The organism is Streptomyces sp. NBC_01016 (assembly GCF_026341035.1).
GTDB lineage: Bacteria > Actinomycetota > Actinomycetes > Streptomycetales > Streptomycetaceae > Streptomyces.
Genome location: NZ_JAPEOQ010000001.1, coordinates 3,653,923 through 3,667,068 on the forward strand (window position 1 = coordinate 3,653,923; position 13,146 = coordinate 3,667,068).

A 13,146-nucleotide genomic window follows, 5' to 3' on the forward strand; every position below is an offset into this window, starting at 1 on the left:
GTCCATTTTTTTCATACGTGCGCCAGGGCCTGCCACGAGCCGGGTTGTCGCCGGTCGGTGAGCGGTCCAGGTTGTGCCTCCTCGACTCGCGTTCGAGGCGCCGTCCACGGTGAACTCGTCGTCACCGAGCGGGAGTTCACCGGTCGGGCCGGGCACGGTGTGCATATGCCGCGAGAGACGTGTCGGTACCTGGGGTGGAGGGGCTCCCGAGTCGCCGTCACGGCTTCGTCAGTGTGACCTGGTCGGCCTGCTCCGAGGAATCGGCCCCGGACGAAGCGACCACGTCGGACCGGCGAGTGCCGCGGTCCATGGCGCCGCCCGCGAAGGCCAGTGCGAGGCCGGCGAGGGCGAGGGCCGCGCCCACGAGGGTGGGGGAGGTCCAACCCCAGCCCGCCGAGATGGACAGGCCGCCGAGCCAGGCGCCGCCCGCGTTGGCGAGGTTGAAGGCGGAGTGGTTGGAGGCGGCCGCCATCGTCGGGGCCGCCTCCGCCTTGGCCATGAGGAGCATCTGCACGGGCGTCGTGATGAGGGAGCCCAGCGCTCCGACGAGGGTGATGACGATGAGCGCGGGAACCGTGCTGTGGACCGCGAAGTAGAACGCCACGAGCGCCGCGGCGAGCAGGGCGAGACCCGCGTACAGGGTCGGGCGCAGGGCGCGGTCCGTGAGCGGGCCCGCGATCAGCGTGCCCAGGGTCATGCCGACGCCGTAGAGCGCGAGGACCAGGGTGGTCGAGGAGTCGGAGATGCCCGTGACGTTCGTCAGCATGGGCACCAGGTAGCTGTAGACGGCGAAGAAGCCGCCGAATCCGACCACGGCCGTGGCCAGGCCGATCAGCACCTGCCGGTTGCCCATCGCCCGCAGCTCGTGCCGGATCCCGCTCTGCCCGCCGCGCGGCTGGTGCGGGACGAAGAGGGCGAGCGCCGCGAGGGCGGCACCGCCGATGACGGCGACCGCCCAGTAGGCGGAGCGCCACCCCAGGTGCTGGCCGAGGGCCGTGCTCGCCGGGACGCCGATGATGTTCGCGACGGTGAGCCCGAGGAACATCTTCGAGACGGCGCGCGCGGCCCGGTCGGGCGTGACGAGCCGGGACGCGACGACCGCGCCCACACCGAACAGCGCTCCGTGCGGCAGCCCCGCGAGGAAACGCGCGGCGAAGAGCAGGCCGAAGTTCGGGGCGAGCGCGGACGCGACGTTGCCGATCACGAACAGGCCGGACAGGAGCAGCAGCAGCCGCTTGTGGGGGATGCGCGCGCCGATGCCGGTCAGTACGGGGGCGCCGACGACGACACCGAGCGCGTACGCGGAGACGAGATTGCCGGCGTGCGGCACCGACACGTCGATGCCGTCGGCGATCTGGGGCAGCAGCCCCATCGTGGCGAACTCGGTGGTGCCGATGCCGAACGCGACAACAGCCAGGGCCAGGAGGGCCAGCGGCATGGTGCAGGAAGCCTTTCGAAGAACGGGGAGGCCGGTCCCTGGGACAGGGATCGGCCGACAACTCGTGCAGCAGCAGGACGGACCCGCGCATTCCGCGATCGCCCCGCGCGTCCCCGTGACCTCGGTCACCCCGCGCCCCGTGACCGGGCGTCGTCGGTCTTGATCCTTGAAGGCAGCCGTACGAAGGTGGGGCGGCGGGCACGTCGGGGACACGGCCCTGTCGTGCGTCAAGGCCCAGGGAGGACCAGCGTGCGGCGCGACCACTGGATCCGACAGATCAGCCGGCTCGATCCCGACACCGACTACCACGAGATCTACGGCATCAGCTCGTCGTACGAGTTCCCCTGGGACACCATGCAGGCCCTCGGGTTCGCCCTCTACCGGACGTACGCGGTGCCGAGCATCGGTCAACTCCTCGGCCGGACCGGCGAGTTCACCGAGCGCGCGCAGAAGCGGTACGACGACACGGTGCTCATCCTCGACGCGGTCGGCGAGCACGGTCCCGACGTGGGGGAGGGGCGCGAGGCGGTGCGCCGGATGAACCGGATGCACGGCGCCTACGACATCTCCAACGACGACTACCGCTACGTCCTTTCGACCTTCGTCGTCGTGCCCAAACGCTGGATGGACGCCTACGCGTGGCGGCCGTACTCGCCGCGCGAGGTGCGCGCCGCGACCAACTACTACCGGGACCTCGGCCGGCGGATGAACATCAAGGACATCCCGGAGACGTACGAGGAGTTCGAGCGCCTCATGGACGACTACGAGCGCCGCCACTTCGCGTACGACCCGGGCGGGCACGCGGTCTCCGAGGCGACCCTCGACCTGATGGCGTCCTGGTACCCGGGCCCGCTCGGCACCGCCGCGCGCCGGGCCTCCGTCTGTCTGATGGACCCTCCGCTGCGCGCCGCGTTCGGCTACAAGGACCCGAACCCGACCGTCGAGCGGGTGGTGCGCGGCGGGCTCAGGATGCGCGGCCGGTTCGTCCGCCTCCTTCCGGCGCGCGGCACACCGCAGCACGGCCGGGACAGCAGCACGGTGCGCGGCTATCCGAACGGGTACCGGATCGCCGACCTCGGCACGTTCCCCGGCCGTGAGCCCGCGCAGGAGGCCCGGCACTCGCACGGGTGACGGATGCGGGTGACGGACGCGGGGACAGATGATGGACGCGCGTAGAACTCATCGGGCGGGCCTCTTGCCAAGCCTCCGTGGGAAGTCCAGGCTTGTGGCTTTCAATGGCGGCTCGGCACCCGGAACTCGGCACTCGAACACGAGGGGCTCCCCATGGACTTCGGACTCGTCCTGCAGACCGACCCGCCCGCCTCCGCGGTCGTGGATCTGATGAAACGCGCGGAGCGCTCCGGCTTCACGTACGGGTGGACGTTCGACTCGGCCGTGCTGTGGCAGGAGCCGTTCGTCATCTACAGCCGGATCCTCGCGGAGACCGAGTGGCTGACCGTGGGCCCGATGGTCACCAACCCGGGCACGCGCACATGGGAGGTCACCGCCTCGACCTTCGCGACGCTCAACGACATGTACGGCAACCGCACGGTGTGCGGCATCGGGCGCGGCGACTCCGCGATGCGGGTCGCCGGGCGCAAGCCGAACACGCTCGCCCGGATCAGCGACGCGATGAAGGTCATCCGCGCGCTCGGCCGGGGTGACGAGGCGGACCTCGGCGGCGGCTCGGTCGTCCGGTTCCCCTGGGTGCGCGAGGGCGCCGAACTCCCCGTCTGGATGGCCGCGTACGGGCCCAAGGCGCTCAAGATGGCCGGCGAGGAGGCCGACGGGTTCATCCTCCAACTCGCCGACCCGTTCCTCACCGAGTGGATGATCAAGGCGGTGCGGGACGCCGCGAAGGAGGCGGGCCGCGACCCCGCCTCGGTCAAGATCTGCGTCGCCGCGCCCGCGTACGTCACCGAGGTCGACACACCGGCCGCGCTCGACCACGCCCGTGAGCAGTGCCGTTGGTTCGGCGGCATGGTCGGCAACCACGTGGCCGACCTGGTGGCCAGGTACGGCGCGCACTCCGGCATGGTCCCGGACGCGCTGACGGAGTACATCAAGGCGCGCGAGGGGTACGACTACGCGCACCACGGCCGCTCCGGGAACCCGGACACGGCGTTCGTGCCCGACGAGATCGTGGACCGCTTCTGTCTGCTCGGCCCGACCGCCGCACACCTCGAACGGCTGGAAGCGCTCCGGGAGTTGGGCGTCGACCAGTTCGCCGTGTACGCCATGCACGACGCGAAGGAGGCGGTGATCGAGGCGTACGGCAGGGACGTGATCCCCGCGCTGAACGGATAACGCTGAACGGATGACACGGCCCGCGATCGAGCGTGCGCAACACCCGTACCAGGCAAGGCAGTTGACGGCATCCGTACCCGCACGGCCGCTGTTCCCGTCTCCCTGATCAGAACGGACTGCCCATGACCGACACTGCCCCGAGAGCGCCCCTGCCCGCGGTGGAGCTCGCCGCCGACGCCTATCCGGCCGACAGCCCCTACGCCAATGAGGACCTGCGCCCGGTCCCGCTCGCCGACCGCCGCTGGACCACGTACAACTTCGTGGCCCTGTGGATCGGGATGGCGCACTGCATCCCGTCGTGGACGCTCGCGTCCGGGCTCGTCGCGCTGGGCATGGACTGGAAGCAGGCGGTCCTCACCATCGCCCTGGCGAACGTCATCGTCCTGGCCCCCATGCTGCTGACCGGGCACGCCGGGCCCAAGTACGGCATCCCCTTCCCGGTCCTGGCGCGGGCCGGCTTCGGTGTGCGCGGCGCCAATCTGCCCGCGATGGTGCGGGCCGCGGTGGCCTGTTGCTGGTTCGGCATCCAGACGTGGATCGGCGGCCAGGGGATCTTCGTACTCCTCGGGAAGATCTTCGGAGGGTGGACGGGGGCGGCCGAGGTCGGCGGCTATCCGTGGACCCTCTGGCTCTGCTTCTTTGTCTTCTGGGTCCTCGAACTCGCCATCATCTACCGGGGGATGGAGACGCTGCGCCGCTTCGAGAACTGGGCGGCGCCGTTCGTGCTCGTCGGAGCGGTGGTGCTGCTGGTGTGGATCGCCAACAAGGCGGGCGGCTTCGGTCCGTTGCTGCACGAGCCGTCGAAGGTCGGCTGGGGCCCGGACTTCTGGAAGGTCTTCTTCCCCGGCCTGATGGGCATGATCGGCTTCTGGTCCACGCTGTCGTTGAACATCCCGGACTTCACGCGCTTCGGTAAGGGGCAGCGGGCGCAGGTCTGGGGGCAGACCCTGGGCCTGCCGACGACCATGACCCTGTTCGCGCTGATGTCGGTCCTGGTGACGGCGGGCTCGGAGAAGGTCTACGGGGTGCCCATCTGGGACCCGGTGGCGCTGGCGGGCAAGACGGACAACGTGTTCGGGCTGCTCTTCGCACTGATCACCGTGTTCGTGGCGACGATCTCGGTGAACGTCGCGGCCAACGTGGTGTCCCCCGCGTACGACTTGGCGAACCTGGCCCCGAAGCTCATCAGCTTCCGCGCCGGCGCGATCATCACGGGCGTGCTGGGTGTCCTCGTCATGCCGTGGAAGCTCACGTCCACGCCGGAGTTGTACATCTTCACGTGGCTCGGCCTGGTCGGCGGGCTGCTCGGCACGGTCGCGGGCATCCTGATCGCCGACTACTGGATCGTGCGGCGGACGGTGCTGCACCTCGCCGATCTGTATGTACGGGACGGGCGTTACTGGTACCGCGGCGGCTGGAACTGGCGCGCCGTCCTCGCCTTCGCGGTCGGGGGCGTGCTGGCCGTCGGCGGCTCGTACTCGACGGTGAACGCCAAGGGCGAGAAGGCGGGGCCGTTCCCCGTGGACGGACTGATCCCCTTCCTCAAACCGCTGGCCGACTACGGCTGGGCCGTGGGCCTCACGGCATCGCTCGTGCTGTACACGGTGTTGATGGCGGGGCAGCGGCGGGACTGAGCGGCCCCGCACCACCCTCTGCACCTCCCCGTGCGTCCTTTTCCGATCCAGATTCTGTGACCTGGCTCATTGACGGACCCGTACTCCATCAGGTTTGGTATACCAAACCGGGAGTGCGGGTCCGACGCGTGTGCGGATCGCCAAATGCCCGAATTGGGCGGTCAGTTCACCCGTGAGGAATCGGTGTTTTCTTCGCGTACGCCTCTTGATTACCGCAAAACTGGCCCGTAGCGTCTTCCCGCCAAGAGGAAACCAAGTTCCTCATCGCGGAAAATGTGGACATCCAGGAGCGCGTCATGGCTGCCGTGCACGAACAGACCCCCACCGCCGGTGTCGACGGGCCCGCCCGCACCAGTCCAGGTCTCTACAGTCCCGATCTGGCCCCCACCAAGAAGGAGGGGCGCCGCTGGGGCGCGTACAACGTCTTCACGCTGTGGGGCAACGACGTGCACAGCCTGGGCAACTACGCTTTCGCCGTGGGCCTGTTCGCGCTCGGGCTCAGCGTCTGGCAGATCCTGATCGCCTTCGCGGTCGCCTCCGCCCTGCTCTTCGGGCTCCTCACGCTCTCCGGCTACATGGGCCAGAAGACCGGCGTCCCCTTCCCGGTGATGAGCCGGATCGCCTTCGGCACCCGCGGGGCGCAGATCCCCGCCGCCGTGCGCGGCGCCGTCGCCATCGCCTGGTTCGGCATCCAGACGTATCTCGCCGCCGTCGTGCTCGGCGCCGTGATCAAGAAGCTGGCGCCCGGCGCCGCCTCGCTCGACCACAACTCGATCCTGGGCCTGTCCACCCTCGGCTGGATCACCTTCCTGACCCTCTGGGTCATCCAGGTCGTGATCGTCAGCTACGGCATGGAACTCATCCGCAAGTACATGGCGTTCGCCGCGCCCACCATCCTCATCACGATGTGCGCGCTCGCCGCCTGGATCTTCGTCAAGGCGGACATGTCCATCGCGGTCTCCACCGGCTCCGCGCCCACCGGGCTCGACGCCTGGCGGCAGATCCTGGAATCCGCCGCGCTCTGGGTCGTCATCTACGGCACCTTCGTCCTGAACTTCTGCGACTTCACCCGCTCCGCGAAGAGCCGCCGCGCCATCGTCGCGGGCAACCTGGTCGGCATCCCGCTCAACATGCTCTTCTTCGCCGGCATCGTCGTCGTGCTCTCCGGCGGCCAGTTCAAGATCAACGGTGCGGTCATCTCCGGCCCCGAGGACATCGTCGCGACCATCCCGAGCACCCCGCTGATGGTCCTCGCCTCGCTCGCCTTCATCGTCCTGACCATCGCGGTGAACCTGCTCGCGAACTTCGTCGCGCCCGTCTACACGCTGGTCAACCTGTTCCCGCGCAAGCTGAACTTCCGCAAGGCGGGCATCGTCAGCGCCGTCATCGGGCTCGTCATCCTGCCCTGGAACCTCTACAACAGCCCGACCGTCGTGAACTACTTCCTCGGCGGCCTCGGCGCCCTGCTCGGCCCCGCCTTCGGTGTCGTCATGGCCGACTACTGGCTGGTGCGCAAGACGCGGGTCAACGTGCCCGACCTCTACACCGATGCCGTCGACGGCGACTACCACTACCGTTCCGGGTTCCACCTGCGGGCCGTCGGCGCGTTCGCCCCTTCCGCCGCCGTCGCGGTCGTGATCGCCCTCGTGCCCGCGTTCAAGTCGCTCTCCGGGTTCTCCTGGTTCATCGGCGCCGGTCTCGCCGCGCTGCTCTACGTCGCCGTCGCGGACCGCAGCCGCACCGCGAACGACGTGGACGGCGAGGAGATCGCCGTTCCCGCCGCCTGACCTCGCTCCCACAACTCAGCACAACTAGAAGCACAACAAGAAGAAAGCTGTAGCCCGCCATGCGCATTCTCGTCTGCAACGTCAACACCACCGAGGACATGACCGAGAGCATCGGTGCGCAGGCCAGGGCCGTGGCCTCGCCGGGCACCGAGATCGTGCCGCTCACCCCGGCGTTCGGCCCCGACTCCTGCGAGGGCAACTACGAGAGCTACCTGGCCGCGATCGCCGTCATGGAGACGGTCCGCGCCTACCCGGAGCCCTTCGACGCCGTCGTGCAGGCGGGCTACGGAGAGCACGGCCGCGAGGGGCTCCAGGAGCTCCTCGACGTTCCGGTCGTCGACATCACGGAGGCCGCCGCGAGCACCGCCCAGTACCTCGGCCACAAGTACTCCGTGGTCACCACGCTCGACCGGGCCGTGCCGCTCATCGAGGACCGCCTCAAGCTGGCCGGGCTCACCGACCGCCTCGCCTCCGTACGCGCCAGTGGCCTCGCCGTGCTCGACCTCGAACGCGATCCGGACGCCGCGGTCAAGGCCATCGTCGAGCAGTCCGCGCGGGCCGTAGAGGACGACCGGGCCGAGGTCATCTGCCTGGGCTGCGGCGGCATGGCGGGCCTCGCGGACGAGGTCAAGGCGCGCACGGGCGTGCCCGTCGTCGACGGTGTCGCGGCGGCCGTGACCGTGGCCGAGTCACTCGTCCGGATGGGCCTGACCACGTCGAAGGTGCGTACGTACGCGCCGCCGCGCCCCAAGACGTTCAAGAACTGGCCGCCCCGCCAGGGCTGACTCAGGAGCCCTTGCCGAGCGAGGCCGCCGCGTCCCCGGCGGCCTTGCGGGCGCCTCTGATCACGGTGTCGTTCGACGGCGCGCCCTTCGACTCGAAGTCGCTGCCGTTGTAGGTGACGGTCAGCAGCATGTTCCCCGTGCGGACCGTCACGACGGACTCGCGGGTGTCCTGCTTGTCCTTCGTCGTGAGCGAGCTCGTCACACGCGCCTCGTCCCCGAGGCCCTTGAGCGGGCTGGTCCGCTTCTCGCCGTCCCCGGCCGCGAACGCCTTCTTCGCCAGGTCGTCGGAGTCCTTCATCTCGAAGGAGACGTCGAGCCAGCGGTAGTCGTACCCCTTCAGGGCGCTCCACGAGCAGCCGCGGCGGACCGACTCGTCGGTGGCCGACAGCTCCTTGCCCGCCGTCTTGGCGTCCGGCACCAGGGACTTGACCGTCGAGGTGGGCAGCGCCTCACAGGGGGCCGGGGGCTGCTGATAAGTCTTCGAGGCCACGGACTCACCGGGCTCGTCGGGTGCCGAGGACGACTGCGGCGCCGACTCGGAGTGGTCCTTGCTCGCGGACTGCTCCGCCATGGGGCCCGAATAGGCCCAGCCCGCGCAGGCGAGCACGGCGACGGGCAGCAGGCGGGCGGCCAGGGTGACCGGCAGCGGGAGAGACCGCACGGCGTACGTCCCTTACGTCAGGGTGGACGGGGGACGGTCAGTCTCACATGAGTTGCTGTGTGCGGATACCGCCACTTCCGTCACCGTGACATCACGCTGGGGCGTCGCTGCGGCAGGTCCGCGGGAACACGGGGGCGGACCGGTAGGATCCGCAAACGTTGTTGGAGGCTGCGGGCACTGGGCCCGCCGAGGTGGTTGGGGGTCGGCGTGGCTGCTGGTCGTGTGGTGCGCTTCGACGGAGCGCGTGGTTATGGGTTCATCGCGCCGGACGACGGCGGCGAGGACGTCTTCCTGCATGTGAACGACCTCCTGATCCCCGAGTCGTACATCCGCACGGGTCTCAAGGTCTCCTTCGACATCGAGGAGGGCGACCGCGGGCCCAAGGCCTCGTCGGTGCAGCTCGCCGAGGGGGCCTCGGCCCCCACGCCCGGCCGGCACGCGGCCGAGGGCGACGACGTGCTCTGCGATGTGCTGCGCGTCGACGAGTTCACGAACGAGGTCACGGAGCTGCTGCTGCGCTCGGCGCCCTCGCTGACGGGTGAGCAGATCCTGGCGATCCGCCGGGAGTTGGTGCAGAGCGGCCGCAAGCACGGGTGGGTCGACAGCTGATCGCCACTGGACAGGTGATCGCCACTGGACGGCTGATCACCACGGGGTGTCCGACACCTCGGCGGTGAGCACCGCCACCCCCGCGTCGACGAGGTCGGCCGCGAGCAGGCGCTGCTCGCCGAGGTCGGCTCCGGCCTGCAGCACCCGCTCCCGCTGGGCGAGCGTGTGCAGCAGCAGACCGATGAAGAACTCCCACCGGTTCTCCCTTACGCGATCCGGGAGTTCGGGCATGCAGTGCGTGATCCGGGAGTGCAGCTTCAGCAGGCCGCGCGTCCACGGATGCGCCCCGAGGTCGTTCGGCGCGATGCCCTCGACGTACATGGCGTTGACGACGAACCGCAGGAACCAGCTGGGCCGCCCGGGATCCTCCAGGCGCTCGACCATCGGACGCACCAACACCCCGGTGAGCGCCCGCAGTTCCTTGCCCCGGCCCTGCGCGTCGATCGCGTCCAGCAGCTCCAGCTGACGCGCCGTGGTGGCGGTGAGCCGGTCCTCGTAGATCGCCTCGATCAGCTTGTGCTTCGTGCCGAAGTGATAGGCGACCGCGGACGTGTTGCGCTGGTCCGCCGCCGCGGCGATCTCCCGAAGTGACGTGGCGTGTATGCCCTGTTCGGCGAAGAGGCGCTCCGCCACGTCGATGAGGCGGCGTCTTGTTCCGTTCGCGGGGGCCGTCGCGGGGTCCATGGCGAAGAGTGTCGGTTGTCTTGTTTGTTTAACGCAAGCGCGTTAAGACGTCACCGTGACCGACACGTCCAGGCTCGAAGGCCGCAGCACCGCCGCATACGTCCTGCGGCTGGTCCCGCTGATCCTGCTCACCGAGGTCGTCGCGCTCGAACTCGCCCTCGTCTACCCGGCGTTGCAGCACATGGCGGCCGAGTTCCGCACCCCGTCGATCGGCTGGACGCTCACCGTCGTGAGCCTCGTCGGGGTGGTGGCGCAGCCGCTGCTCGGCAAGGTCGCCGACGGGCACGGCAAGAAGCGGGTGATCGTGTGCGCGGCGGGCGCCTTCGCGGTCGGCTCGCTGGTGTGCGCCCTCGCGCCGAACTTCCCCGTGCTGCTCGCCGGGCGGGCCGTGCAGGGCATCGCGATGGTGATCGCCCCTGCCGCGTACGGGCTGATCCGTGATGTGTTCCCGGTGCGCCTCGTGCCGGTGGCGATGGGCGCGATCACCACCGGCATCGGGCTCAGCGTCATCGTGGGACCGGTCGTCGGCGGGGTGCTCACGCAGGCCTTCGGCTTCCGGGCGATCTTCTGGTTCTGCCTGCTGTACGCGGTGGTGCTCACGCCGCTCGTCGTCGCCACGTTCCCGGAGTCGGGGGTGCGGCTCCGGCGGCGCGTGGACGTGGCCGGGGGACTGCTCTTCGGCTGCGGCGCCGCGGGAGTGCTGCTCGCGGTGGGGCAGGGCGGCCGCTGGGGGTGGGGCTCGGCCCGGCTGATCGCGGTGGCCGTCGGCGCGTGCCTGCTGCTCGCCCTGTTCGTGGTGTGCGAGCTGCGCGCCGCGTATCCGCTGATCGACCTGCGGCTGCTCGCGGGGCCCGGGCTGCGCTGGACGCTGCTCGCCGCGTTCGGCGGGTCCGTGGCGATCGGCGGGCAGGCGCTCACGCTGCCGCAGCTCGTGCAGACGCCGAAGGGCACCGGGTTCGGACTCGGCATGGCGCCGCTCGGTGTCGCCATCTTCCTTGTGCCACAAGGACTGTTGAGCGCGGTGAGCGGTCCGCTCGGCGGGCTGCTCGCGCGCCGGCACGCGCCGCGCACCGGCCTCGTGATCGCGCTCGGCTGCCTCGCCGCGGGCGCGGCGCTCCTGTCCGTACTGCACACCGAGGTGTGGCACATCCTGCTCGCGGCCCTGTTCGCGGGCGTCGGGTTCGGCTTCTTCTTCGTGTCCGTGTCGAACCTCGTCGTCGAGGCCGTGCCCGCGACACACACCGGCGTCGGTGCCGGAATGATGGGCGTCGCCAACAACCTCGGCAACGCCACGGGTGTCACGGTGCTCGGCGCCGTACTCGCCCAGCACGTCCTCGACGGATCAGTGGCGGGCGACAAGATCCTCTACGCCGAGTCGGGGTACGTCTCCGCGTTCCTGGTGGCGGCGGGCGCCGCCGCCCTGGCCCTGCTCGTCGCCGTCTTCATGCGGCACGGGCGGACCCCGGCGACCGGCGGCGTGGGCGCCGCCCCGCGCGAGACCGGCACCGTCGAAGCCGCGCCATGACCAACTCCCTTGCGTACAAGGAAGGTTGACATGCAGCAACCCGAAGGTGGAAAGCGCCCCAACATCCTCCTCGTCGTCTCCGACCAGGAGCGCCAACGCGACTGGCTCCCCGCCACGGTCGAACTCCCGTGGCGCGAGCGGCTGCTCGCCGAAGGCATGGAGTTCACCAACTACTGGACGCACTCCTCGCCCTGCTCACCCTCGCGGGCCACGATGATGACGGGCCAGTACGTCACCCAGCACCAGGTCGCCGAGAACGTCATCTTCCCCTGGCAGCCCGAGCTCGACCCGTCCGTCACCACGATCGGCGGCGCGCTGCGGCAGGCCGGGTACCGGTCCTCGTACATCGGCAAATGGCATCTGTCCCGCTCTGCGCGGCCCGACATGGAGGCGTACGGCTACGGGGACTGGGACGGCAACGACCACCACTTCATGGGCCTCGCGGGCACCGGAGTGCACTTCGACCCGGTCATCGCGAACAACGCGGCGCACTGGCTGCGCCGCAATGCCCAGGCGGACGAGCCGTGGTTCCTCACCGTCGCGCTCGTCAACCCGCACGACGTGATGTGGTACCCGGTCGACCAGCCCGAGTACCAGCGCGCGCACCCTCGGACCATGGAGTTCATCCGTCAGTTCCTCGACGGCGACTGGGGCGGCGGGCAGGCGATTCCGCCGTACGAGCAGCCCTACGACGAGGTGTTCAGCGAGCTTCCCGCGAACTTCGACGACGATCTGCACACCAAGCCGGACACCCAGCGGCAGTGGCGCCACGACCAGCAGCACAGCCTGTACGGCCGCATCGACCCCGCCGACAAGGGCGCGTGGCTGCGCCAGCTCGACTACTACGCCCAGCTGCACCGCCTCGCCGACGAGTCCCTGGGGAAGGTCCTCGGCGCCCTGGAGGAGTCCGGTGGCTGGGACGACACGATCGTCATCTTCACGTCCGACCACGGCGACATGTGCGGCGGCCACGGCCTGCGCTCCAAGGGGCCCTTCGTCTACGACGAGATCATGCGCGTGCCCTGCTACGTGAAGGCGCCGGGGACGACCCGGCCCGGTACGGTCAGCGACTCCCTCGCCTCGCACGTCGACCTCGCCTCGACGATCTGCGCGCTCGCGGGGGTGCCCGCGCCCGACTCGTTCCGCGGAGTGGACCTCACGCCCGTGTTCCGGGACCCGCGGGCATCCGTGCGCGACTACGTGCTGTTCGCGCACGAGGCCACGCACACCCGCCGCATCCAGCGGACGCGGTACGCGGTGCGCGGCATGTTCGACGGCCGGTTCAAGTACGCCCGCTACTTCGGCGTCGGCGGCGGGCTCCCCGCCGACCTGGGCGAGAAGCCGGAGCCTTCGACGATGCTCTACGGCCCGGACGCCGACTTCGACGACAACGACCACGAGCTGTACGACCTCCAGGAGGATCCGGGCGAGTTGGTGAATCTCGCCATGGACCGGGCACGCCGGGCGGAGCTCAGGGAGCGGTTCGGGAAGCTGCGCGAGGTGGAAGGGGAGGACTTCGCTCCGCTGAGCTGACCTGCGCGGCAGTGGGTGGTCCGGCAGCTGTGGGCAATCTGTGAGCTCACGCCCCATTTGCCGCTCGTGTTTATCCAATCTTCACCAAGGGTTGTCCGGATCCCGGACAACCCTCTTGTGTGCGGACTGTATGCGAAATACGTTCTGCCGTATTCCTTGATCGCTCACCGATCGCCCACCCCT

Annotated in this window: 11 protein-coding genes; 8 read left to right on the plus strand and 3 right to left on the minus strand. The window is 69.7% G+C overall.

Annotated elements, in window-relative coordinates; genetic code table 11:
* Positions 1–217 precede the first annotated feature (217 nt).
* Positions 218–1,438, minus strand: coding sequence for an MFS transporter (locus OG746_RS16550; protein ID WP_266715375.1), 1,221 nt, complete (start codon positions 1,436–1,438; stop codon positions 218–220).
* 249 nt (positions 1,439–1,687) lie between these two features.
* Between OG746_RS16550 and OG746_RS16555 the strand changes: the two genes are divergently transcribed.
* The 5 genes from OG746_RS16555 to OG746_RS16575 all read left to right on the plus strand — a co-directional run bounded on the left by OG746_RS16555 (position 1,688) and on the right by OG746_RS16575 (position 7,951).
* The gene (locus OG746_RS16555) at positions 1,688–2,569 is read left to right on the plus strand and encodes an oxygenase MpaB family protein (protein WP_266715376.1); all 882 of its coding nucleotides are present in this window, start codon (positions 1,688–1,690) and stop codon (positions 2,567–2,569) included.
* Positions 2,570–2,722: 153 nt separating this feature from the next.
* A complete protein-coding gene (locus OG746_RS16560) occupies positions 2,723–3,745 on the plus strand; it encodes a TIGR03842 family LLM class F420-dependent oxidoreductase (RefSeq protein WP_266715377.1) in 1,023 nt (340 codons plus the stop codon).
* A 122-nt stretch (positions 3,746–3,867) separates the two neighbouring features.
* Positions 3,868–5,379, plus strand: a complete 1,512-nt coding sequence (locus tag OG746_RS16565) for an NCS1 family nucleobase:cation symporter-1 (RefSeq protein ID WP_266715378.1) — start codon at positions 3,868–3,870, stop codon at positions 5,377–5,379.
* Between the two features lie 296 nt (positions 5,380–5,675).
* On the plus strand, positions 5,676–7,166 hold the full coding sequence (locus tag OG746_RS16570; protein ID WP_266715379.1) for an NCS1 family nucleobase:cation symporter-1: 1,491 nt from the start codon (positions 5,676–5,678) through the stop codon (positions 7,164–7,166).
* Positions 7,167–7,225: 59 nt separating this feature from the next.
* On the plus strand, positions 7,226–7,951 hold the full coding sequence (locus OG746_RS16575) for an aspartate/glutamate racemase family protein (protein ID WP_266715380.1): 726 nt from the start codon (positions 7,226–7,228) through the stop codon (positions 7,949–7,951).
* A 1-nt stretch (position 7,952) separates the two neighbouring features.
* Here OG746_RS16575 and OG746_RS16580 read toward each other — a convergent pair whose 3' ends face one another.
* Positions 7,953–8,612, minus strand: a complete 660-nt coding sequence (locus OG746_RS16580) for a hypothetical protein (RefSeq protein ID WP_266715381.1) — start codon at positions 8,610–8,612, stop codon at positions 7,953–7,955.
* A 207-nt stretch (positions 8,613–8,819) separates the two neighbouring features.
* Here OG746_RS16580 and OG746_RS16585 point away from each other — a divergent pair, with 207 nt between their 5' ends.
* Positions 8,820–9,221 (plus strand): cold-shock protein, encoded by a 402-nt coding sequence (locus tag OG746_RS16585; RefSeq protein WP_266715382.1) that lies wholly within the window; start codon positions 8,820–8,822, stop codon positions 9,219–9,221.
* A gap of 36 nt (positions 9,222–9,257) precedes the next feature.
* On the opposite strand, the gene OG746_RS16590 is transcribed toward OG746_RS16585, so the two are convergent.
* Positions 9,258–9,905 carry a TetR/AcrR family transcriptional regulator gene (locus OG746_RS16590; RefSeq protein WP_266715383.1) on the minus strand — a complete coding sequence of 216 codons (648 nt, stop codon included), beginning with the start codon at positions 9,903–9,905 and terminating at the stop codon, positions 9,258–9,260.
* Positions 9,906–9,960: 55 nt separating this feature from the next.
* Between OG746_RS16590 and OG746_RS16595 the strand changes: the two genes are divergently transcribed.
* Both OG746_RS16595 and OG746_RS16600 read left to right on the plus strand, forming a co-directional pair.
* Positions 9,961–11,430, plus strand: a complete 1,470-nt coding sequence (locus OG746_RS16595; protein ID WP_266715384.1) for an MFS transporter — start codon at positions 9,961–9,963, stop codon at positions 11,428–11,430.
* Between the two features lie 30 nt (positions 11,431–11,460).
* Positions 11,461–12,963, plus strand: coding sequence for a sulfatase-like hydrolase/transferase (locus tag OG746_RS16600; protein WP_266715385.1), 1,503 nt, complete (start codon positions 11,461–11,463; stop codon positions 12,961–12,963).
* The last annotated feature ends 183 nt before the right edge of the window (positions 12,964–13,146 follow it).